The organism is Pseudomonas sp. FSL W7-0098 (assembly GCF_005930585.1).
Classification (GTDB): domain Bacteria; phylum Pseudomonadota; class Gammaproteobacteria; order Pseudomonadales; family Pseudomonadaceae; genus Aquipseudomonas; species Aquipseudomonas bubulae.
The window spans coordinates 90,279-112,638 of sequence record NZ_RXHW01000011.1 but is presented as its reverse complement, the minus strand read 5'-3'; the positions used below and the strand labels follow the sequence as shown (position 1 = coordinate 112,638).

Annotated in this window: 15 protein-coding genes and 1 pseudogene; 10 read left to right on the top strand and 6 right to left on the bottom strand. The window is 56.6% G+C overall.

What is annotated here, in order from left to right; all coding sequences use genetic code 11:
* Nucleotides 1-4 precede the first annotated feature (4 nt).
* The 4 genes from FHL07_RS19595 to FHL07_RS19580 are packed head-to-tail and all read right to left on the bottom strand — an operon-like array spanning nucleotide 5 to nucleotide 4,396.
* Entirely contained in the window at nucleotides 5-991 is a 987-nt protein-coding gene (locus tag FHL07_RS19595) for an ABC transporter permease (RefSeq protein WP_138738811.1), read from the bottom strand.
* Nucleotides 984-2,612 carry an ABC transporter substrate-binding protein gene (locus tag FHL07_RS19590; protein WP_095002517.1) on the bottom strand — a complete coding sequence of 543 codons (1,629 nt, stop codon included), beginning with the start codon at nucleotides 2,610-2,612 and terminating at the stop codon, nucleotides 984-986. Before FHL07_RS19590 ends, FHL07_RS19595 begins: the two co-directional genes overlap by 8 nt.
* Nucleotides 2,613-2,632: 20 nt before the next feature.
* A complete protein-coding gene (locus FHL07_RS19585) occupies nucleotides 2,633-3,772 on the bottom strand; it encodes an LLM class flavin-dependent oxidoreductase (protein ID WP_095002518.1) in 1,140 nt (379 codons plus the stop codon).
* Nucleotides 3,773-3,808: 36 nt separating this feature from the next.
* On the bottom strand, nucleotides 3,809-4,396 hold the full coding sequence (locus FHL07_RS19580) for a helix-turn-helix domain-containing protein (protein ID WP_095039272.1): 588 nt from the start codon (nucleotides 4,394-4,396) through the stop codon (nucleotides 3,809-3,811).
* A gap of 281 nt (nucleotides 4,397-4,677) precedes the next feature.
* Between FHL07_RS19580 and FHL07_RS19575 the strand changes: the two genes are divergently transcribed.
* Nucleotides 4,678-5,700: an aldo/keto reductase gene (locus tag FHL07_RS19575; RefSeq protein WP_153328213.1), complete on the top strand. Its 1,023-nt coding sequence runs from the start codon at nucleotides 4,678-4,680 to the stop codon at nucleotides 5,698-5,700.
* Between the two features lie 177 nt (nucleotides 5,701-5,877).
* A complete protein-coding gene (locus FHL07_RS19570; protein ID WP_138738810.1) occupies nucleotides 5,878-8,787 on the top strand; it encodes an RHS repeat domain-containing protein in 2,910 nt (969 codons plus the stop codon).
* Between the two features lie 58 nt (nucleotides 8,788-8,845).
* On the opposite strand, the gene FHL07_RS19565 is transcribed toward FHL07_RS19570, so the two are convergent.
* Nucleotides 8,846-9,628, bottom strand: coding sequence for an AraC family transcriptional regulator (locus FHL07_RS19565; RefSeq protein ID WP_095027131.1), 783 nt, complete (start codon nucleotides 9,626-9,628; stop codon nucleotides 8,846-8,848).
* 116 nt (nucleotides 9,629-9,744) lie between these two features.
* On the opposite strand from FHL07_RS19565, the gene FHL07_RS19560 reads away from it, so the two are divergent.
* Entirely contained in the window at nucleotides 9,745-10,680 is a 936-nt protein-coding gene (locus FHL07_RS19560; RefSeq protein ID WP_133144003.1) for an EamA family transporter, read from the top strand.
* Here FHL07_RS19560 and FHL07_RS19555 read toward each other — a convergent pair.
* On the bottom strand, nucleotides 10,601-11,164 hold the full coding sequence (locus tag FHL07_RS19555) for an RrF2 family transcriptional regulator (RefSeq protein ID WP_095002523.1): 564 nt from the start codon (nucleotides 11,162-11,164) through the stop codon (nucleotides 10,601-10,603). The two genes, FHL07_RS19560 and FHL07_RS19555, sit on opposite strands and share 80 nt — an antisense overlap.
* 202 nt (nucleotides 11,165-11,366) lie before the next feature.
* On the opposite strand from FHL07_RS19555, the pseudogene FHL07_RS19550 reads away from it, so the two are divergent.
* The 7 genes and pseudogenes from FHL07_RS19550 to FHL07_RS19515 all read left to right on the top strand — a co-directional run.
* A pseudogene (locus FHL07_RS19550) lies at nucleotides 11,367-12,020 on the top strand (NAD(P)/FAD-dependent oxidoreductase); the annotation flags it as partial.
* A 202-nt stretch (nucleotides 12,021-12,222) separates the two neighbouring features.
* A complete protein-coding gene (locus FHL07_RS19545; RefSeq protein WP_238705568.1) occupies nucleotides 12,223-14,184 on the top strand; it encodes an NERD domain-containing protein in 1,962 nt (653 codons plus the stop codon).
* A 130-nt stretch (nucleotides 14,185-14,314) separates the two neighbouring features.
* Complete coding sequence (mads1, locus tag FHL07_RS19540; protein ID WP_138738809.1) at nucleotides 14,315-14,518, top strand: methylation-associated defense system helix-turn-helix domain-containing protein MAD1; 204 nt, start codon at nucleotides 14,315-14,317, stop codon at nucleotides 14,516-14,518.
* 334 nt (nucleotides 14,519-14,852) lie between these two features.
* On the top strand, nucleotides 14,853-17,528 hold the full coding sequence (locus tag FHL07_RS19530) for a hypothetical protein (RefSeq protein WP_138738808.1): 2,676 nt from the start codon (nucleotides 14,853-14,855) through the stop codon (nucleotides 17,526-17,528).
* A gap of 17 nt (nucleotides 17,529-17,545) precedes the next feature.
* Nucleotides 17,546-18,544 (top strand): alkaline phosphatase, encoded by a 999-nt coding sequence (locus FHL07_RS19525; protein ID WP_138738807.1) that lies wholly within the window; start codon nucleotides 17,546-17,548, stop codon nucleotides 18,542-18,544.
* Between the two features lie 39 nt (nucleotides 18,545-18,583).
* Nucleotides 18,584-21,847 carry a DUF1156 domain-containing protein gene (locus tag FHL07_RS19520; RefSeq protein WP_138738806.1) on the top strand — a complete coding sequence of 1,088 codons (3,264 nt, stop codon included), beginning with the start codon at nucleotides 18,584-18,586 and terminating at the stop codon, nucleotides 21,845-21,847.
* Nucleotides 21,844-22,350, top strand: coding sequence for a 5'-nucleotidase (locus FHL07_RS19515; protein WP_138738805.1), 507 nt, complete (start codon nucleotides 21,844-21,846; stop codon nucleotides 22,348-22,350). The genes FHL07_RS19520 and FHL07_RS19515 overlap by 4 nt, the downstream gene beginning before the upstream one ends.
* Nucleotides 22,351-22,360: the final 10 nt, after the last annotated feature.

Sequence of the window (22,360 nt, the reverse complement as noted above, 5' to 3'; positions counted from 1 at the left end):
CTTTTCAGTCGGCCTGGATACGCGGGTCGAGCCAGGCTTGCAGCAGGTCGACGGCGATATTGATCACCACCACCAGCATCGATGACAGCAGCAGGATGCCCAGCAGCAGGTTGTAGTCACGGGACATCACCGCCTCGAGGGTGAGACGGCCCAGGCCGGGCCAGCCGAACAGGGTTTCGGTGACGGCGGCGCCGCCGAGCAGGGCGGCGAAATGCAGCCCGGCCAGGGTCGAAACCGGCAGCAGGGCATTGCGCAGCACATGCCGTGACACCACTCGCCATGGCGCCAGGCCCTTGGCCCGTGCGGTGCGCACGTAGTCCTGACGTTGCACTTCGAGCATCGCGGCACGGGTCAGGCGGGCATACAGGGCGATATAGAACGTGGCCAGCGCCAGCACTGGCAGCACGGCGTGCTGCAGGCGGTCGAGCAGCCAGGCCGTGCCGCGCAGATCGAGGCCCAGGGTCTGAAAACCGTTGCTGGGCAACCAGCCGAGCTTGACCGAAAATAGCAGCACCGCCATCAAGCCGATCCAGAACCCCGGCGTGGAATACAGCAGCAACACCGCCAGTGACAACACGCGGTCAGGCCAGCGACCGACCCAGGTGGCCATTGCCGTACCGGCGGCGATGCCGATGGCCAGCGCCAGCCCCAATGCGCCGACCATCAGCACCAGGGTATTGGGCAGGCGATCGAGTACCAGGTGGCTGACTGGCAGGTTGAAGCGTGGCGACAGGCCGAGGTCCAGATGGGCCAGTTGGCCGAGGTAGCGTTGCAATTGCTCCAGCAGGCTCAAGTCCAGGCCAAAATGGCTGCGCCACTGCAGCAGGGTTTCGGCACTGGCGCCGCCGGACTCACCGGCCAGCACATCCACGGCGTCACCGGGGATCAGCCGCAGCAGCAAAAAATTCAGCAACAGGATGCCGACTACGGTGGGGATGGCCTGCCACAAGGTGCGCCGTGACAGGCGCCACATTCTGCGCCGTTCAAGCATGGGCGCCTCCGGTGTCAGCCAGGCTGATATTGGCCAGGCTGCTGTCCAGGCCGTTGGCGTCATCTTCGAAACCGCTGACCCGGGCGTTGTACACCGAGACCTGTTGCTGCATGACCAGGGTGATCGAAGGCACTTCTTCAATCACGATCTTCTGGAACGCCTTGAACAGCTCGCCGCGTTTTTGTTCGTCGGTCTCTACTGCGGCGCTTTCCAGCAGGCGGTCGACTTCGGGATTGTTGTAGTGGGTGCCATTGGAAAACGGCACGCCCTGGCGAAAATTCTTCGACCAGAACAGGCGTTGCACACCCACCGTGGGGTCATACAGGGTGCCCATGCCGACCACGGCAAAGTCAAAGTCGCGGTCGGTGTAGATACGTTTGATATAGGTGGGAAAATCCTGGGCGCGCAGTTTCACTTCGATGCCAATGCGTGCCAGGGCACTGCGCACATAGGTGGCAGTGCGGCTGTAGCTGTCGCCGTAGGGCAGCGGGTCGAGGGTCAGGCTGAAACGCCAGGGACCTTTTTTTACCAGCCCGGCCTTGTCCAGCAATGCATTGGCTGCCTCGGTGTCGAAGGGATACGGGTTGGGGCCCTCGTAGACGTAGTTGGCGAAGCTTTTCGGGATCGGTGAATAGCTGGCTTCGGCGTAGCCGTAGTACACCACCTTGCGGATCACTTCGCGGTCCAGGGCATGGGCAATTGCCTGGCGCACCTCGAGGCGAGACAACAGCGGGTTATCGAGGTTGAACTCGAGCATGGTCGGGGTAATGGTGTAGCGATAGCCGCGGGTGGTGGCTTTTAATCGGCCGGATTTGGTCAGGCGCTCCAGCTCGCTTAGCGGCACCGGGCTTTGCCCGCCTGCATCCAGCGTGCCGTTTTCAAACGCGGCCAGGCGCGCGGCACCGTCGGGGATGACTTTGAGAATCAGCGTATCGACCACCGTTGCCGCCGGGTCCCAGTAGTTCGGGTTGCGTTCGTACTCGATAAAACTGCCGCGCTCCCAGCGCTTGAAACGGAAGGGGCCGGTGCCCACCGGGGCGTTGTTGTGCAGATTGCTCAGCGGGTCGCCCGAGGCATACAGGTGCTTGGGCAGGATCGGCGTTTCACCGCCGGCAAAACCGCGAATCAAGTACGGCGCCGGCTTGCTCAAATGAACGATGGCAGTGTGGTCGTCGGGGGTGTCGACCCGCTCCAGGTTGGCAAAGGTACTGGAACCCCGGGGGTGAAAACGCTTGATCAGGTCCAGGGAGAACGCCACGTCGGCCGAGGTGAACGGCTCGCCGTCATGCCATTTGACCCCTTCGCGCAGGGTGAAGCGGTAGCTCAAGCCATCGGGTGCGGCCTCCCAGGCGGTGGCCAGTGCAGGGCGGGCATTGAGGGCTTCATCGTAAGTCAGCAGCCCCTCCAGCACCTTGCTGCTGGCGGTGACGCTGGTACCAGCGGTGGTGTTGAAAGAGCTCAGCGAAGGCGGCTCGGGATTGATCAGCAAGTTGAACACCCGGCGTCCGCTGACGGCCTGCCCCGTGGCATCGGCCAGGGCAGTGGGCAGGAACGGCACGCTGGCGCCGAGCGCGGACAGGGCAGACAGGCCAACAACAAATTGACGACGGGTAAAGGGCATGGCGGTCTTCCTGGGGTGGGTTAGCGGCGCAGGCCGGCCTGGCGCAAAAGGGGCAACACGCGCTCGCCAAACTGTTCAAGGTCGGGGGCAAAGTCGAAGAAGCTCAGTTGCAAGCCGTCGATACCGGCCTCTTTGAGGCGGATGATGTCGCGCACCACGGTCTCGGGGCTGCCGACCAGCTGGATATTGCCGCCCACATAACGCTCGGCCGGTTGATGGCCGCGCCAGGCATGGGCATCACTGGCTTCACGGGCATGGCCCTCCAGTGCACCGGGGTCACCTGCGGCCGTGATCGCGGCGTGGACTTCCCAGGCTTCGGCATCGCTGTCGCGGCAAATCACCAGCGGGTTGATCAGGGTGCGCACCTGACGGCCATAGCCACGGGCGGCGTGTTTGATGCGCTGCAAATGCTCGGGCAGTTTCTCCAGCGCGTTTTCGATCTCGGCACTGCCGGGGCTGGTGGTGAACACAATGTCGGAATGCCGTGCCGCGAAGTCGATACCGGCGGGTGAGCCGGTGGCGTTGACCAGCACCGGACGGCCAAAGGACGGTTTGACGCTGACATAGGCCTCTTCGAGCTTGTAATGATCGCCGCTGAAATCGACGTTGTCCGGGCTGTGCCACAGTTCCTGCACCACGCGGATAAATTCGTCGGCCTGGCGGTAGCGCTGATCGTGCTCGATGGGGGCCTGACCGAAGCGCCGGTGTTCGCGATGACGATGCCCGGTCACCAGGTTCAGGCCCCAGCGGCCCTTGCTGATATGGTCAAGGGTGGCGCCGAACTTGGCCAGGTGCAGTGGATGCCAGGGGCCATAGAGCACATGCAGGGTAGAGATCAGCAGGATGCGCGAGGTTACCGACGCCAGCGCTGCCTGAGTGATAAAGGCATCCAGTGATTCGTCGTGGTAGCGGATATCGCCCCCGTAGCCGCCCTTGCCCAACCATTCAGCGAGGGCAAACACCAGGTCAAATCCCAACTCTTCGGCGCGCAGGGTCAACTGGCGGTTGTAGTCAAAGGTCCAGGTGGTACTGCGTGGCAGTGCCGAAGGGCTCCAGCCACCGGACTGCACCGGCAGGAACAAGCCCAGAAACAACGGTTGTTCAAAGGCACGGGACAGCGGGCTTTGAGGAAAATCCAGAGGGGAGGGCTGACGTGACAAGGCGAAGGCTCCAGGCAGGGGATAGGAAAACGCGGGCTATTCCTGCACTTGCGCAGGGCTGGTCAGCAGGTAGGCGACGGCTTCGCTGTTGTGCGGGTTGCGGTACCGGTGGGGTCGTTCGGCGCGATACAGGATCGAGTCGCCAGCGTGCAGCACAACCAGTTCGTCATTGATTTTCAGCTCCAGAGTGCCCTCGGCCACCAGCAGGTGGTTTTGCACGCCATGGGGGTTGCCGGGTACTCTTTCCTCGGCCTGGGGCCCCAGGCGCAGCTCGTTGAACGTCACCAGGGGGGCGGTGTGCTCAGGGGGCAGGGCGCGGCGTATAACCATGCCGGCGCCGTCGGGGTCGAGGAACTCGGCGATGGACACTTTCAGTGCGGCGGCGACTTTGCTCAGCACCTTGACCGAAGGAAAGCTGCGGCCTGCTTCGATCTGCGCAATCATCGCGCGGCGCACACCACTGGCATGGGCCAGTGCTTCCAGGGACAACTGGCGCTTGTCGCGCAAGCGCTGCAGGTTGTGGCTGATACGTTTGGCGACAGGATCGTCGCCCTGTGGATCACGCTCGGGCAAGCTGAAGGGAACGCTGCCGCTGCTGTCGAGAAAACCGGTAGGGATATTCATGGGCGTGAACCTGCAAGTGAGGTGAATGCAGGTGAATTGTCAGGGCCATGGGGGCGACGGCTCATGATGATTCCTTTTCATGCGGTCCGAAAAATCATGAGATTACCGAGGGTTTTTTAGATCCATAAATAATTAATTCCGACGTTTAAAGACCCGTTTTGAATAAGAGATACCCTGACAAAACCGCTCTATGGTTATGCCCCGTTGGGCGTTGACCGCCAGAACACGGCTGACTACTGTTTGCGCCACTTGATTTCACGATCACCACGCAGGGAGTCAGCATGAGCGACATTCAATACCGCAACCTGGGCCGCAACGGCGTGAAGGTTTCACCCATTACTCTGGGCACCATGATGTTCGGCGGGCAGACCCCGGACGACGTCGCCCGGCGCATCACCGACCGCGCTTTCGAGCAGGGCATCAACTCCATCGACACCGCCAACGGCTACAACGACGGTGCCTCGGAAGCCGTGGTGGGCCGTTTGATCGGTGATCGTCGTCAGCACTGGGTACTGGCCACCAAGTTCGTCAATCCCAACCCGGGCGGCAGCGGGCCGAACAACAGCGGAGCCTCGCGCCAGAACGTGATTGCCTCGGTGGACGCCAGCCTCAAGCGCCTCAACACCGACTATATCGACCTGTTCTACCTGCACCGCGAAGACCACGACACCCCGGTGGACGAAACCCTGCGCGCGCTGGATGACGTGATCCGGGCGGGCAAGATCCGTGGCTACGGTTTGTCCAACCACCGCGGCTGGAAACTTGCCGAATTCAGCCGCAGCGCCGACCTGCTGGGCATCCAGCGTCCGAGCGTGAGTCAGCCGCTGTACAACCTGGCCAACCGTCAGATCGAAGTCGAGCACCTGCCGGCGGCGGAGCATTACGGCATTGGCGTGATCTCTTACAGTCCGCTGGCGCGCGGTGTGCTCACCGGAAAATACGACCCCGATCAGGCCCCTGGCCAGGACACCCGCGCCGGGCGCAACGACCCGCGCCTGCAGCAGACCGAATGGCGCCCCGAGTCCCTCAACCTGGCCCAGCGCATTCGTGACTATGCCGAAGGGCAAGGCATTACCGCAGGCCAGTTCGCTTTGGCCTGGGTGCTGAATAACCAGTTGATCACCTCGGCCATTGCCGGGCCGCGAACTGAGCAGCAATGGGAAGACTATGTGCCAGCGTTGAACTACAGGTTCACCGCGCAGGACGAAGCCTTTATCAATGATCTGGTGGTCACCGGGCACTCGACGACACCGGGCTACAACGACCCGAGCCATCCGTTTTTCGGGCGCAAGTCGCGGGTGTGAAACCCCGGCTGTCAGATATAAAAACGCCTTCGGGCGTTTTTTTGTGAGCGCGATAAAGCCGCCCTCAGCCCAGATCCTTGGGGCTGCGGATTTTAAATAAAACTAATTATTTACCACCTTTGCCCTCGACTTGAGCCATAGCCTTTTTGCTCCATTTCGTTAAACAGGCCAGGCGCCATGACCCATGTGCATCACCACACGCCGTCACTGACGGCGGTTGACCCCAGGGGCTTGAGTGTACGCAGGGTGCAATACCACCGTCTGAGTGCACAGCAGAGCCCCCGGGCGCGGATTCACGAAACTGTCTTTGGCGCCACCGGTTTTGTACTCGGGCAGTGGGACCCGCGATTGGGGGCGTTGCGTCGTCATGGGGCCACAGTCGCGGCCAATCAACGCCAGATTTCCAGCCTTTCAGGGCTGGCGTTGCGCACTGACAGTGTCGATAGCGGATGGCACATCACTCTGTTTGGCGTCGCGCAGCAGATGCGCAAAACCTGGAACGGGCGCGGGCATCAGCAGTGTTTTGACTACGATGCCCAGTCCAGGCTTGTGGCCGTTCATGAACAGCGCAGTGATGAGCCCCACGCCCGATGTCTTGAGCGTTTTACCTACGGGCCGGCCGATTCAGCGGACAGGGCGCGGAACCGATGCGGCCGTCTGGTCCGCCATGATGACCCGGCTGGCAGCGTCATCAACGAACATTACGATTTGACCGGCGAGGCAAACAGCCAGTCGCGGCGTTTCTGCCAGGCCCCTGAAGCGCTCGACTGGCCTGAGCCGCAAGCGTGGCGCGATCGACAATTGGAGGCTCGGCATTACCTGACGGCCTGGCATCGCAATGCGCTGGGTGAACTGCTCGGGCTGCGTGATGCCAGGGGCAACCGGCAGCGCCTGGAATATAACGTTGCAGGGGAACAGGTACGTGTTGGCCTGCTTACGGCAGGTGGCAAGTCAAAACTGTTGGTGGATGAGCTGGTCTACAACGCCGCCGGACAAGTGACCAGCGAGCGGGCAGGCAACGGTGTTGTCACCCGGGCTACTTACGCTGACGATGATGGCAGTTTGCGACGGTTGCAGGCCAGTCGCGGGGGGGCACAGGGTGGCATCTTGCAGGATCTGACCTACACCTACGACCGGGTGGGCAATGTGACCCATGTGGTGGATGGCGCTCAACCGACCACCTGGGCCAGCAACGCGATGATCCAGGCTTCGAGCACTTTTACCTACGACACCCTCTACCAACTGGTCAAAGCCAGCGGACGAGAAAATGCGCGCCACCCCGGTGGCGCCAGTACCCCTGCGGCGGTGCTCTTTGACACGACGGACACGCAGCAGTGGCGCAACTACACGCGGCACTATCAGTACGATGCCGGCGCCAACCTGGTACAGATGCAGCATGTACCTTCTGCCGGCCAGGGCTACACCCGGCGTATGTCCGTGTCACAAACCAGTAACCGCAGCCAGATGATTGAGCCCGGTTCTCTGCTGGCTTCAGGCGAGGCGTTTGATGCCTGTGGCAATCAACGGGTGTTGGTGCGTGGTCAGGCCCTGGAGTGGAATGTGCGCAATCAACTGTGCCGTGTCACCAGCGTGCAGCGCACCAACGGTGAGAATGATGAAGAAGCCTACGTCTACGACGGTCAGGGGCAGCGGGTTTTCAAGCGTAGAACGACCCGGGCCGCAAACCTCACCCATGTGGATGAAGTGCGTTATTTGCCAGGGCTGGAGCTGCGCCTCAACCGGGCCACGGGAGAGCGCTCAAGTGCCTTGACGCTGCAAGCAGGCCGCACCGGGGTGCGTTTACTTGCCTGGGAGCAGGGGTTGCCCGATGGGGTCGAGAATGAGCATGTGCGCTTCAGCCTTTGCGATCACCTGGGCAGCGGCGTACTGGAGCTTGATGAGCGCGCGGCACTGCTCAGCCAGGAGGGTTTTTACCCGTTCGGGGCGACGGCATGGTGGGCGGCGAAAAGCGCGCTTGAAGCCACATTCAAGACCCTGCGTTACTCGGGCAAGGAACGCGATGCGTCCGGGCTTTACTACTACGGTTTGCGTTATTACGCGGCCTGGCTCCAGCGTTGGGTCAGTGCAGACCCGGCAGGGACCATCGACGGCTTGAATGTTTATGCCATGGTCGGTAACAACCCGATAAATCGGATAGATCCTGATGGGCGGGAAGAAGATCTACCCCAACGCTATCGGGTCGTTGCCGGTCTGAGCCTGATCGTCATTTTTACCGCCCTTGGCTATGCCTTGGGCTGGCTGTTTAATGCTGCTCAAGCCGTTGCAGGACTGGGGGCAGTGGCAGGCTCGGCACTCTTTGCCTTGAACCGGTATCTGGATTTGGCCGAGGCGCAACAGCCAGCACCAGGCCTCAGGGATGCGCAGGAATATGAGCTGGCGCAAAGCGTCACGGAAAAAGCCCTGGAGTTTGCCCGGGACATGGCGCTGAGCCCTGAAGAAACAGTCAAGCTGGTCAACTTTTTTTACAGCCAGCACAGTCAGGTTCTGCAGAGCACAGGTGTGGCGTTGGCGGTTTACCCCACCGTGCGTGGTGACCTATACGGATATGTCGTGGGCGTCGAGTATCGGGAGCGTTTGCGCGCTGTAGTGGCATCAGGGCGGCCACCCACCCGTGAGCTGAGGCATCTGGGCGTTCGCAGTCTGTTGCTTCGTGCCCACCGGGAACCACAGGCCGCAGGCCCCTCGAGTGCCACGGGGACACCCGAGGCAACGGCCATGACCCGACTGCCCGGTAAAAGCGCGGCCGCAAAAAAACAGCCCCTGCAAAGCGCGAGGCCGGTCGCCGCTGCGCTCCCGCCCCCCCGTTCGCCTGCCGCCCTGACGATCGATGATTCAGCGGTGACACCTTTGCCAGCGGGCTCTGCGGGTATCAGTATTGCCCTGACCTTGAGCCATTTGCGCGAGGGGCGTTTGCGGTCGATTAACTGGCACCCCCACAGCGATCGATTAATGTCCGCTGACCTTATTGGCTATAACAACAGCCGCAGGCGAGGCGCCTGGCGTCTGATGTTCGAGCGCACGGGGAGCGCTGCCTACCGCGTTGTGGGGATACGAAATCCGCACTGAGGCACATACCCTTTTGAGCCGGGTGCTGTGTTTGCCGGCAGCGGGTTGGGCAGTTGGTTCAACTCGGTTCCTTCAGGCAATACCGGCTTGGCACCTCGCCCAGCACCCGGCGAAAGACGCTGGTGAAAGCGCTCGGGCTGCTATAGCCCAGATCGGTCGCCACTTGCGTAACGGCCTCGCCATGGCCAAGGCGCACCACCGCTGCCAACAGGCAGGCTTGCTGGCGCCATTCGACAAAACTGATGCCGGTTTGCTGGCGAAACAGGCGGGTAAAGGTACGGCGGCTCATGCCAACCTGCCGGGCCATATCATCAATCCCGATATCCAGCGACGGCTGCTCCAGCAGAGTGCGGCAGGCCCGCGCCAGCCTGGGCTCACCCGGTAGCGGCGCATTGAGCGAAAGGGGTGGCATCTCGGCTATTTCGTGGAGCAGCAAATTCATCAGCAGCCCCTCTCTGCGGGTTTCGTCATAGAGCGCCGGAATATCCGTGGCCTGGATCAATAACTGGTGCAGCAGCGGCGATATGCCGAAAACCTGACAATGCGCCGGCAGGCCAAGGCGCACAGACGCGGGCTCGCGGATATAGGTGTTCAGCATCGTGACCGGGCCGTTCATGCTCATTTCGTGGGGTACCCCTGCCGGTACCCAGATGGCCCGTTGCGGCGGTACCACCCAGTTGCCCTGGTCGGTAAACACCGTGATGACACCGCAGGCGGCATAGGCAAACTGCCCGCGGTTATGCCTGTGCAGGGCAAAGCGCTGCCCGTCGGCATAGTCAATGGCCGTGACCACAGCGTCGCGGGGGATATTTTCGCAGGTGTCGGATTCAAATTCGCCCATGGCCCGAATTTAATGATCTTTGACCTGATAGTGTAAGCGGGCCGATACGGCAAGTGTGCATAGTGGCATTTTGGGTGGCGCATGACGCCGCCCTCCTTGCCACTGGAAGCCCCCCTATGCAAAAGAAACATCTGATCCTGGCCGTGCTGGTGACGGCCGTTTGGGGGCTGAACTTCCCCATCACTAAACTGGGCCTGGCAGCTATCGATCCGCTGTTGCTAACAGCGCTGCGTTTTACCCTTGCGGCGTTGCCGTGGGTATTTTTCGTCAAACGGCCGCCGATTGCCATCAAGTGGCTGGCTGCTTATGGCTTGATTTTTGGAGTGGCCATGTGGGCCCTGATCAATCTGGGTATTGAATGGGGCGTGCCCCCAGGAACCGCTGCGTTGCTGATCCAGTTCAGTGCTTTTTTCACCCTGGGCTGGGGGGTATTGCTGTTTCGCGAGCGTCTGGGCTTCGGCCAGATACTGGGGATGGGGCTGGCACTGTTGGGGTTGATCAGCATCATTGTGGCCAGCCCCGGCCGGGGCACGACCCTGGGTTATGGCCTGTTGCTGATCAGTGCTCTGAGCTGGAGTATCGGCAACGTCATTATCAAACAGTCGAAAGTGCGGGAGATGTTCGCCTTTGTGGTGTGGGCCAGTGTGTTTGCGCCGCTGCCGCTGTTGGCACTTACCTGGTTTGCCCACGGATCTGCGCCTTTTACCTCTTTGGTCACCCACTTTGAGTGGGTGGCGTTGTTTTCCCTGTTGTTTCAGGTCTACGCGGCGACGCATTTCTGTTACTGGGGCTGGAATCTGTTGCTGCGCGAGTACCCGGTATCCAGGGTGGCGCCGCTGTCCCTGCTGATTCCGGTTTTCGGGATCGCAGGTTCGATGCTGATGCTGGGGCACAAGGTTGGGTTCAATGAAGGGCTTGCGATTGTGCTGATATTGGCGGCGCTGGCGGTGGGGTTTGTAAAAGGGCCGGGGCTTAGTCCGAGATTTCAGTTACCGGGATGGCCTGGTCGTCAGAAGTCTGCGCGGCGCTTTTCTTCTCTCGACGATCGTTGATCCATTTGCCGACCTGTGCCGGGAACTCGGCGGGGGATTTTCGGCCGACCTTTCGGGCAAGATCAAGAATGGTTTGTTGGGCCAGGGCCTCTTCCATGCGCTTTTGTGCTGTCATCATCGCCGCGTGAACCGAACAGTGGCCGTCCAGCGCCCAGGCAGGCGGCGAGCCTTCGAAGAGTGCGCAGCGGCCACGAATTTCCCGGCAATCGAAAATAAGCTTTTGGCCGTCGATAGCGTTGACGATATCGAGAATGCTGATTTCGTCAGCAGGCCTGGCCAGTTTGAATCCGCCGCGCACGCCTTCGGTGGCCACGACCAGTTTGGCCTTGGCCAGCTTGGTGAAGATCTTCGCCAGATAGTCCTGAGGTACGCCTTGCAACTCTGCAAGATCACGCACGCTCGCCTCACGGCTTTCGCCGCCATCGCCTACCAAAAAGAGCAGGCAGTGAATGCCGTACTCAACGCCCGCGCTGTAAAGAGACATCAAAATCTCCGACTGAATTAGTCGCATATTTTAGCAGTGATCAGTCAGGCGAGCAACGCTCCTTGGGCGTGACAGCAGTGGCATGGACCACAAATAAAGATTGCTCTCTGTAACTACGACTAATATAGTCGCCGTTATTGAGGTTCGGTGGTGATCGTCATTCGGGGTTGCTTTGCTCGGGCTTCTCATCAGGGGATAAAAAATGAAACAGCAGATTCTGATTATTGGCGCAGGCTTCGGTGGCATGTGGACCGCTTTGAGTGCAACGCGGCTGTTGGATATTCACGGCCACAACCAAGTCGAAGTGACCGTGCTGGCCCCCCAGGCCGAGCTGCGCATACGCCCGCGTTTTTACGAGCCTGAAGCGCACCGGCTGGTCGCGCCCATTGGCGAACTGCTCGACGCGGTAGGTGTCACCTTTATCAAGGGCGCTGCAGAGACCATCGACGTGCAGCAAAAACAGGTCGTTTACACCGATGCCGCAGGCGCCAGACAAATTCGTCCCTACGACAAACTGGTCCTGGCTACTGGCAGCGGCCTTGCGCTGCCTGACACCCAAGGTGTGGCGCAATACGCCTTCGACGTGGACCAGATCGAGCAAGCCATACGCCTGGAAAACCACCTCAAATCCCTGGCAGAACTGCCACCAAGCCGTGGTCGCAACACGGTGGTTGTGGCGGGCGGAGGCTTCACCGGCATTGAAACGGCAACCGAAATGCCGGCCCGTCTGCGCGCCATACTGGGCGAGCATGCAGATATGGAAGTGATCATCGTTGATCGGGGTGAAAAAGTCGGGGCTTCACTGGGCGCCGAAATCAGCCAGTCGATCGCCGAAGCCAGCGATGAGCTGGGGGTGTGAGCGCTGTGGGATGACAGAAAAGGGAGAGCGCTGCCGACAGCATTATCAGTCGGTATACGAACGAAATCAGCCAGCACTCAGCAAGGGCCGAGCTCTTGATGATTCCTTGCATCATTTCCTTGATCAGCGCCCGGTAGGTAAGAGCCTGTAAGCCATTGATCGTGCGCAAGGTCTGGCAACGGCATCGTTATGGCTTGATGTGGATGCGGTAGCTGGGGCCGAGCTCGCCAGCCTGGCCCTCAGCCAAGTGCTGCATTCCGATAATGCAGTCAGTGTCGAGCTGCTGTTACACCTCGCTAGCCATAACCCAGAAACTCTCAGATGGGCGATTCGCTACGCGAAACTGTTTGAACGCACCCAGTCGCCTCTCTGGCTTGCGCTGCGTGCGGCGCTCGCCGGGGATGAGTGGCTAGTGTTCTTGGGTGTCTGTGATCGCTTGCTTGATCAGCTCAAGCCCTTTGATGAGCTGATTACCCGTGCCGAAAAACAGCTTGAGCATTTATCCCTGCTGGAGCTGTTTTCCTACCTCAGTGTTCTGGCCTACCAGGCATTTACCGGAGATAGTTCCGATGATCATTCCGGTCAGCAGTGGAAGGTCTACAACCGTATTATCTTGAACAAACTCCGCGCTTGCTCGGAAGAGGATTTCCGCCTGAGCGAGTCACGGTTCGGGAAATCGCTGAAACGTCACCTATCACCGATTATCTTTCCTGAATCCAGCAATTCTGACTTGGTGGCATGTCGTCAAAATCTCGAATCGTTAGCCGTTCTGATTGGGGCAATCCAAGAGCGAATCGACTACGAAGGCTCAATCGACTGGTTCTGTTTCAATCCTGAATGCCGTTATCAGCTAAAACCGGGCGAGTCGGTGATCTACAACCAGTCGGACGGGGGAACAGAGCGCTGGCAACGAACCGGGCGTAAGAGCGATCTGCTTTGGCACTACTGGATGAATCGTGCCGTACACGCCTACATCGACTCCGGCATGGCTGAACAAATCATCGGCTCGCCTGAGAATCATGAGCTGAACCAGTTGGCCTATATCAAGGCGGTTCGCAGCAAGCTACAGTTAGAGCATATCTACGGTTTGGGTGATCGCGTCTCGCTCAGTGATGACTCCCAGGTTCAGCTTCACCACTTGCTGCTAGCGACCGAGCTGACCTCGGTTTTCTTTCAGAGTGAGTTCATTCAGCCCTTCCAGGATCATTTTCGCGAGTCGGGTGGGCTTGACCAAGCGCTGTGTCGTTTGGCAATGGATGGCATGCTTTCCGGTGAAAACCGATGCCCCATGACCTGGTCCGAAGAGCAAGAAAAGATCCGCAAGATCACAGGCTGGACTATTTGCGACGAATACCCGAAAGGCAGCGCCGATTCAGCCAAGGCAATCCTCACGTTCTGGACCAGCGACCTAAAGTCGCTTGCTCAGCAATTGAAGCAGCAGCCACGCACGCCTGCGCCTCGCTTATACGAGCAGCCTTTCTACAAAATCGGCCGCTACAGCTTTCAGTTTCCCTGGGTTGGCGCGCAGCAAAACAACCTGACGGCAGCCATCAATAACCTGCGGCGCGTAAATGCGCGTCGGGCCGATATGCTGGCTGAAACCCAGCGAGTAGAACTCGCGCTGGCCGAGAGCCTTAGGCAGCGTGGCTTTGCTGTTGAAGTGGGCTATCGGCCACTGGCTACCGAAGAGGACGATGCCGGTGAGGTGGATCTGATCTGCCACCAGGATGGCGTAGTGCTGCTTCTGGAGGTCAAGTCAGGGTATATCCGCTCGACTACCCATGAGGTCTGGCTCCATCGCACCAACACCCTGCGCAAGGCTGCCTGGCAGTTACGGCGCAAGCAGGTGGCAGTGCTCACTGCGCTGATGGCTGATCAAGCGCTGCGCGCCAGATTGGGCTATCACGGGCAGTATCCTGGAGCGCATCTGCATGCGTGGATCGTCGACACATCCATTGAGCTCGATGGCCAGTCAGTCGTCGGGTTCAAAGTGGTATCTCGTGAAGTCCTTGAAGTCATTCTGCGCGATGAGAAGCGTCTTCTCCGCCCGTTAGACCCGCTTGATGAAGATGATCCACTCACATTGTTCCCTGGTGGGTTTACTGCTGACCGATTCGTTGAGGTAACCGAGTCAGGGGAGCTTTGGCGAGACATTTGTTAGGCCAAGACAGCAGTACCCTGTGGGGATCTTGACAATCGTCTAGGTAGGGATGGTGAAAATCTGCATTAACCTTATTAAACCCGACATAACCGGGTAAGATCAGCAGCTCTTTTTTCTTGCGAATTTTGTCATGACCGATCGTTGGCTCAGCGTTGATGAAATTGCCGAACACCTCGGCGTCAGCAAGGACACCGTTTATGCATGGATCGCCAAGCGCAGCATGCCAGCCCACAAGGTTGGGCGGTTGTGGAAGTTTCAGAGGGTCGAGGTAGATGGCTGGGTCAAAGTTGGCGGAGCCAGTGATGATGCGCCTTCGGAGCCAGCGCATGTCTGAGCCTTGCTTTTTTCGTTCGCCACGGGTGGGCTTTTCTCGTGGTGCGTAACTGGCAAAAGGCACATGATCTAGTGCGTGCTCATGTAGCGAGCCACTCGCATGAGTAAAGAACTCGTCTCTTGGCTAGAACAGCTGGATGTCGACCAGATTGAGACATTGGTTGAAGGGTTAGAGATCCAGGATACCTTCAACGAGGATCCTGTGTATCGCATGGCCACGTCAGAAATGACCCTTGATTTCAAAGTGAGGGGCTCTTGGCACCTCAGGAAGAACAGATAGCTACCTGGGTTGCGCTGCAACACAACCAAATATCAAGTAATAAAGAGAGCTAACCATGCTAGGACTGAAGTTACGTGAGGAGTTTTCCGGTCGTCGTATCAAGGGGACGATGATCGAAATGCATAATCGGAATGGCACTGGTGCGCTCGACAAGTCTGCAAGTGAGTTTCTGAAAATTACTTACCCCTCAATCGATATGCTCAAGACCGTTGAAGCAGTGCAGGCGGGACGCGCTGAGCCTGTCGTGATTATTGGTTCACGGGGCCAAGGTAAATCGCACCTTATGGCCGCGCTTTCGCACATGCATCAGGATCAGGAGGCAACAGTAAACTGGCTGAATGATTGGGCTGCGCGGTTAAATAACCCCGCTATTGCAAACCTAAAATTGCAGTACGGAATGCATGTCATCACTGAAAGCTTGCACCTTCAACGCTACAAGCACGTCTGGGATGTTCTTTTCGAACAGCACCCGCATGGCAATATCATCAAGGCTAAATGGGAAGTCCATGGTACAGAAGTGCCGGGTTATGACCTGATTCTTGAAATGGCCGAGAAGACGCCCTTCATTCTGATTCTGGATGAGTTTCAAACCTGGTTCGAGGGCTTAACCAACTCCAACCAGCACAAGCGTAAGTCATGGGCTTTTAACTTTATTCAAATTCTTTCAGAGATTTCTGAAAAGCATCCCGAGCTTTTAACGCTTGTAGTATCTGTACGGGAGGGTAACTCCGACGCAGCACAGCAGCTATTCCGTGTTAACCCGACTCGAATTGATTTTAAAGGGCCAGAGGCAAAGCGCGACAGGCAGCGTCTTCTGCTTTATCGGATCTTCGAAAATCGGATGAACATTCCTGATTCTGATATCGCAGCGCTGATTCAAACCCACGTCGATGAGTTCTTGCGCTTAAGCCACATATCTGGCTCTGAACACGGAAAGCATAGAGAGCAGTTTATTGAGGCGTGGCCATACTCGCCGCGCCTACTGCAATTACTCGACGATCAGGTACTGATTGCGACCGAAACCCAGGAAACCCGAGACCTGTTGCGAATTCTGGTGGACGTTTTTAAAGCTTCCGACGAAGACACCGCCATCCTGACACCGGCTAATTTCAGTTTAACGAGCGAAAAGTCTGGCGTTACTTCTCTGCTGGATTCCGTTGCGAGCCAGCTGCACAGGGATTTGCGCGAGAACGCGCTCCGAAATTTGGAAGCCGTTAATAACGGCGTGCCAGCAGCCCAAGTGCCTCACCTTGAGGCCATTCTTTCCGCGCTTTGGCTTCGTTCACTGTCTTTGGAAAATCATGCGGGTGCAGAACCGTCAGAATTGCAGCTAGATATCACCGAAAGAAAGGCGATAGACGACAACCTGTTTGCAGCTGAACTCGCAGTCATTGAAGACAATAGTTTTAATATTCACCGTCAGGCCAACAGGCTGGTTTTCAAAAATGAGGTTAATCCTCAGGCTAAGCTGCTGGCTCATGCCAAGAACGATAAGCTGTTTACGAACGACGAAGACATAGAGCACCTTGCCAAGGAGATTCGTTACGCCCTGGTAGGTGAAGGAAATCAGTCAAATATCTACCGTACGGTTGTTTTAAAGAAGCAATGGCAAACCGCTCCTTGGTCCGAAATAGAAGAAAAAGATCATCCACAACATTGGGATAACCGTATTCCAGTCGTTGTCATGCCTAAGGCTTCGCTTGATAACAAAGAGCTGGGTGAGTGGTTGAAGAATCACGTAGCCAAAGCGCGAAACACTCTGCGCTTCCTCCTACCCCGGGTAGGTACTGGCGATATTTTCTATGACAAGTCATTACTAGTTCTGGCCCGTGCCGTCTATTTGGCGAGTGACTGGAAGAAATCAGAGCGTGAGTACGCTCAGTTACATCTCAAATATCAAAAGGAACTCAGGGAGCAGCTGCAATCACGATTTGATCGTTTCGCCGTACTGGTTGTGTGGAATTTTGCAGATCCGGCGCAATGTGAATTTGAGATTTCACAGCACGGCGCAGAGGGTCTGCAGATTCTTGACAAGCTGGACGAGAAAATTCGCAGCGAGCTGTTTATTCCAGAGGAGTTTGACAACATGCTCCTTGACTCCGCCACCAACAGCCGCAGTGTCGCAGACCTGATAGAACAGCTGAAAGAGCCAGCGCCCAAGGGCGCGGAAAGCATCCCATGGTTAGGTGAGACAGCCGTTAAAGAGCGCATCGGGCGAGCCTGTGCTGAAGGAAAAATTGCCATCAATACCAAAGGCAGCCTCTATGAGAAAAAGCCGTCAGAAACGACAGAGGACGCTTGGCTTCGGGTGCGTGGGAAGCTCGGTAGTGGTAAAGATCTGGAAGAAATCACTCTGCATTTACCAGGGGGATCTGTCGGCTCAGGAGGTTCTATCCCGGTGCCGCCACCATCGCCTGCAGTAACGGGTGTTACAACTGGTGGTGGGAGTGCGCCTCAGCCAGATCATGGCGTCACTACAGAACCGACTCCGCCCAGCCCGGGCTCACTTTTTGGTGGATCCTGTGGTAGTTCAGTTGCCCACCACAGCGCTCTGAATACTTCTACCTTGAGCTTGCTGGGCAAGCTTGAGCAGTGGGGCATTAACAAGGGCAGTAAGGTCAAGGAGGTTAAGCTATCAACCTCGCAGCTCACCGGAGCACAACTGGAACATCTTCTGAAGAATCTTCCAGACGGTGTTACCTACTCCTTGGATCTTGATAAAGAACAATAACCAACAGGCGAAAGCACATGGATAAGTCACTGATCGCTGATATACACAGACTGCCTGCACAGGAAGCCTGGCCGAAAATATTTTCGGCACTCTGGCCCTTATTTGCAGCGCCGATCCGTAAAGATCTGGCTGATGCAAAAACGACCGAGCGAGACAGGGCTATTAAACCTCTGGATGACGTTTTAGCTGGCAGTGCCTGGGATTTGTGGGCTGCATTTGAGAGTGCTGCCCCCAAAACCGCTGATGCACTGAAAGCATTCTGGCAGCGTCAAACGACGCCGAAAGCCATACTGATTCTTGATGCGCTATCTCTTCGAGAAGCGCCCTGGATTTTGGAGGGAGCTCGACAGCGGGGTTACACCATTCATAGTGCTGGAGCTACAGCCTCAGAGCTACCTGGCGATACAACACCGTTTGCCCGAGCGTTAGGCTTTAGTCAACGAGCCAAACTGCAAAACGATCAGGGAAAAAGCATTGACTTCAATGGTGCCTTTACCGCATCGACAGATTTGCCTTGGGTAGATTGCGCATCGCTGATAAAAGCCGACCCTAATATTGTCTTCTGGCATCACTGGCCAGACGACCGCATGCATCACCTGGCTGAGCAAGGGGCTGGCTACCGGGTTCTGGCAAAAGAAGCGGCCGAGGTTTTAACCGGTAATGAATTCTGGGCATTTGTAGACAAGCTGGCCACTGGCCGCCGTTTGGTGATTACCGCCGACCACGGTTATTCCAACCCGGCCCTGTTCCCCGATGTATATCCGGAAGACCAGAAAACCTATTTGAAGAGTCAATTCAAATCAGGGCGCAACAACGAAGTGAAAGGCGAAAAAATCGAGCAGCACTGGGTACCACCCTTGTCGCAGGTACTGACGACACAACACGGCAACTGGAACATTGTGCTTGGCCGCAAAAAGTGGCGAAGCCAGGGTGGCTATCCAAGCCTGGCTCATGGTGGGCTGAGCCTTTTAGAAGTGGCCGTACCATTTATCGAACTGTCGAAACCGAATAATTAATGGTCAGCAACTATTGCTGGCCTTGGGGTAAGAATTTTTATGGCTTCTAAGAAAACGAAAGCAGAGCTGACTGATGAGCTTGTGGCCGAAGCCGTTGGTGCGGGCAAGAAAGTGCAGCTTGAGTCGGTAGATTTTTCTGATCCTAATCGGCCCTTAACCTGCCTTGAGGTGGATTTCCCCATTCTGCCGATCAACCAGATCGCACAAATCGAAGGTAATGCGGGCAAGCCCATCTACCAGATGAGTAAATGGTGGGCGCGCCGCCGGTCAAGCGTGTTCCGTTCGATGCTAATTGCAGCCGCCACCAAAGCACCTGATGAGCCATCTGAAGCAGCAAAATTGGTGTGGGACAACTACTACGCCAATCACCAAGACAATGAGGCATTCAGAAAACTCAAGGTAGCTGACATCTTCATGGGTGGCGGTACCACTTTGGTGGAAGGCGCCCGCCTAGGTATGCAGATGACGGGGAACGACCTCAATCCAGTAGCCTGGCTGGTCGTGAAGAATGAACTGGCTGATGTGGATCTTGATGAGGTGAACAAACTCTTCGATCACATCGAGCGCGAAGTTAAACCACAGATCATGCCGTTTTATGCCTGCGAAGGCCCCAACGGTGAAAAAGGCAAATGGACACAGCGTTCCACCGGCAAAGTCATGAGCGACGAGTTTGATGCGCTTGCCCTGACACCGGAAGAACGTAAAGACTACGACTACGAAGGCCCAGAGGTTATTTACACCTTCTGGGCCAAGCATGGACCTTGTGCTGCTTCGGGCTGTGGTCATCGCACGCCCTTAATGAGCTCACCCGTTGTTGCAGTGAAAACACTGTCGGTTAAGAGCTGGTTAGATATTGAGTGTCAGCACTGCGAGAGAATTTTTGACATCGAGCGTCAAGACGCTCGTATGGCGCCGGATGTGCCTTTGGTGGTCAGCGAGTCGGAAGCACCCTATGCCATTATGGACGATGCGGGTAATTACCAGTGCCCCCACTGTCAGCATCATTATCGTGATGAGGCGGCAGCGCAAAAAGGCGAATCTTCGCGCCTTCTGAAAAAGATGAGCAAAAACAAGAGCGTCGATTTGACACTATTGGTTCAGTCTGATTGGTTAAAGGGGGCATCTCAAGCTGATGAATTTGGTGATTTTGGTGGCACTTCGATCAGTAACGTGACTGCAACCCAGCGCTGGAATCTTCATAGAACCAAGACCCTCAAGCTGATTGAAGTAAGGGGTAAACTGCCAAATGAGATTACCAGTCCGGAGTCCGGACTGGTAATAAACACGCAGCAGGGCACTATACCTAAGAAGTCTAATTTCACTTGCCAGGAAAATACTTGCGGCCGTCAGCAGGACGTACTCGATAGCATCAAGGCATCAGGGCAGACGGGCCCTATGGCAGCTTATGTATTGCAGTGCTACTCACCTGCTAGAGGTGCAGCAGGGGCTCCTTATAACGGACGTTATTTCGCCCCGGCTGATATCAACGCAGCCAAACGACAAAATTTGGCGGTATCGGAATGGGAGGAAAGAAAAAATTCTGACCTTCATGGGTATTGGCCGGAGTCTGAATTGCCTTATGGATTTATGACGCATCATCTGCAAGGCGGCGTACCCAACCATGGTTTTACTCACTGGAAGACCATGTTTAACCCGTTACAGCTTCTGATTCATACGCAAATTTTGAAAGCGATCAGTACCTCACACGGCTTCAGTGAGACGAGCAAGGAAATCTTACTAGGTTCATTTCAACAATATTTACGCAACCAGAATATGTTCTGTTTCTGGAATCCTCAGCGTGATACTCCTGAACCGATGTTTAGTAACAACAATTACCACCCCAAATCTACGGTCATTGAAAATTCGGTATTTGCTAATTTGGGTCGTGGGAACTGGGCATCATGTCGAGCTAATACCCTGAAAGGGTTAGAGTGGTGTAAAAACCCTTGGGAAACAGTGTCGAATGAGATGCTATCGAATATTTCTCCCGATTTGGCGAAGCTTGTAAGCGGGAAAAGTTCCAAAGCACTAGCACATGATTCGGTGCTGCCGGGTACCTTGGTCACATGTGGTTCTTCAACCGAGTTAAATCAATATTCTGATCAGTCTTACGACTTGGTCATTACTGATCCTCCATTCGGCGGACTGCTACACTACGCAGAATTGGCGGATTTCTTTTATGTTTGGCTACGCCTGGTACTGAAAGACAAGTACCCGGAGATTTATGCCGGAGAATACACGCCAAAAACACTTGAGGCAGTTTCGAATAAAGCCCGTCACCCGGATGACCCGGACGCCTTTTACAAGCGTCTGCTGACAGAGTGTTGGCGGGAAGCTAATCGCCTGTTGAAACCTGGCGGTATTTTGGCTTTCACCTTCCACCACAGCGAAGACGAGCCTTGGGTCGATGTGTTAGAGAGCCTGTTTGATTCAGGTTATTACCTGGAAGCAACTTATCCGATCCGCAGCGATGAAACTAAGGGCAAGGGTGAGTTTGGCTCTAAGACCATCGAATACGACATCATTCACGTTTGCCGTAAGCGCACCGAAGCACCGAGCAAAATTAGCTGGGCACGCCTGCGCCGGAAAATTTTGGCGGATGTGCGCCAGTTGCAAGGCCTGTTGGAGCATCATCAATCAGACGGTCTGCCGGTTGCGGATATTCAGGTTATTAAGCGCGGTAAAGCGCTGGAGTACTTCTCTCGCCACTATGGCCAGGTGTATGTCGAAGAAGGCCGCGAATTCACTGTTAACGAAGCCTTGGTAGGCATCAATCAGATACTTGATGATCAGTCTGAGTCGGAATCTGGCGGTACGCCGGTTGTGTGTGAGCCAAACACCCGTCAGTTCTTGCGTATCTTTGCCCGCCAACCATCGGTGGAGCGAGACCAGATGCAGAAATTCCTGCGCGGCAGCGGTATAGCTCCTTCAACTTTTGTCGCACTGGGATGGGCCACCGAAACTACGCGCCCAAAAGCCTTCAATTGGCGCTCGCCGCCGGAAATGGCCCAAGAACGTATGGCCAGCAATCGGAGCGTGAGCCGCGACTTTGATCAGGCCATGTTGCTGGTCGGTGCCTGCTATCCAGAGAGTGGCATCAACACCAAGAAAATTCTGGACGAAAGCTTTAAACCTCACCCGGCGTTGGGGCATTTGTTGGATTGGCTCACTCACAATGGAGCAGACAGTGCCATGCGTACGGCTACGACAACGGCTCGTCAGCTCTATACCCGCTGGGAGGCAGAGCACCAGTCAGTGGTGCAGCAGCAGATCTCGTTGTTTGATATGGAAGGTGAGGTATGAGCGGCGCGCTGACCGACGACAAATGGAAGCGACGAGGTATCTCTGTGCTGTGGTGTGGCAAAACTTTGGCTGAGCTCAATGCTGCCAGTCAGGTTATCAGCCTGCGCCAGTTTATCAGCTTTTACGAAGCGGGCTGGCCCGACGACATGCCCTTGGTGAGTGACGATGGCTTGTATGTGGCAGGGCTTGATGTTGCTGCTGATGCCATGTCTCCGGAAGATGCACTTGAATGGCTAGAGTCAGAAATCTACGAAATGATCTATGACTTTCAAAACCATGCCGATGCTGCCCTGATTTTCTGGATGCCGGATCAAGGCCGCTGGAAGGAAGATTTCACCACCAGTACCTATCAATGGTGCCTTGCTGGAAAGTACGACGCCCAATTGTTCCCATTGGGGCAATGCATATGGAATGGCGCACAGAAAGATGTGCGCAGAATTGAATCTGCTTCTGGCGGGAAAAATAACGAATGGCTGGGTTTGTACCTGGAGCGGATCAGCTGACAGGAGTAAG

Bases quoted from the DNA above. Each gene is read 5' to 3' on its own strand.
- FHL07_RS19595 (WP_138738811.1), bottom strand. From the start codon at position 991: ATGCTTGAACGGCGCAGAATGTGGCGCCTGTCACGGCGCACCTTGTGG.
- FHL07_RS19590 (WP_095002517.1), bottom strand. From the start codon at position 2,612: ATGCCCTTTACCCGTCGTCAATTTGTTGTTGGCCTGTCTGCCCTGTCC.
- FHL07_RS19580 (WP_095039272.1), bottom strand. From the start codon at position 4,396: ATGAATATCCCTACCGGTTTTCTCGACAGCAGCGGCAGCGTTCCCTTC.
- FHL07_RS19575 (WP_153328213.1), top strand. From the start codon at position 4,678: ATGAGCGACATTCAATACCGCAACCTGGGCCGCAACGGCGTGAAGGTT.
- FHL07_RS19570 (WP_138738810.1), top strand. From the start codon at position 5,878: ATGACCCATGTGCATCACCACACGCCGTCACTGACGGCGGTTGACCCC.
- FHL07_RS19565 (WP_095027131.1), bottom strand. From the start codon at position 9,628: ATGGGCGAATTTGAATCCGACACCTGCGAAAATATCCCCCGCGACGCT.
- FHL07_RS19560 (WP_133144003.1), top strand. From the start codon at position 9,745: ATGCAAAAGAAACATCTGATCCTGGCCGTGCTGGTGACGGCCGTTTGG.
- FHL07_RS19555 (WP_095002523.1), bottom strand. From the start codon at position 11,164: ATGTCTCTTTACAGCGCGGGCGTTGAGTACGGCATTCACTGCCTGCTC.
- mads1 (WP_138738809.1), top strand. From the start codon at position 14,315: ATGACCGATCGTTGGCTCAGCGTTGATGAAATTGCCGAACACCTCGGC.
- FHL07_RS19530 (WP_138738808.1), top strand. From the start codon at position 14,853: ATGCTAGGACTGAAGTTACGTGAGGAGTTTTCCGGTCGTCGTATCAAG.
- FHL07_RS19525 (WP_138738807.1), top strand. From the start codon at position 17,546: ATGGATAAGTCACTGATCGCTGATATACACAGACTGCCTGCACAGGAA.
- FHL07_RS19520 (WP_138738806.1), top strand. From the start codon at position 18,584: ATGGCTTCTAAGAAAACGAAAGCAGAGCTGACTGATGAGCTTGTGGCC.
- FHL07_RS19515 (WP_138738805.1), top strand. From the start codon at position 21,844: ATGAGCGGCGCGCTGACCGACGACAAATGGAAGCGACGAGGTATCTCT.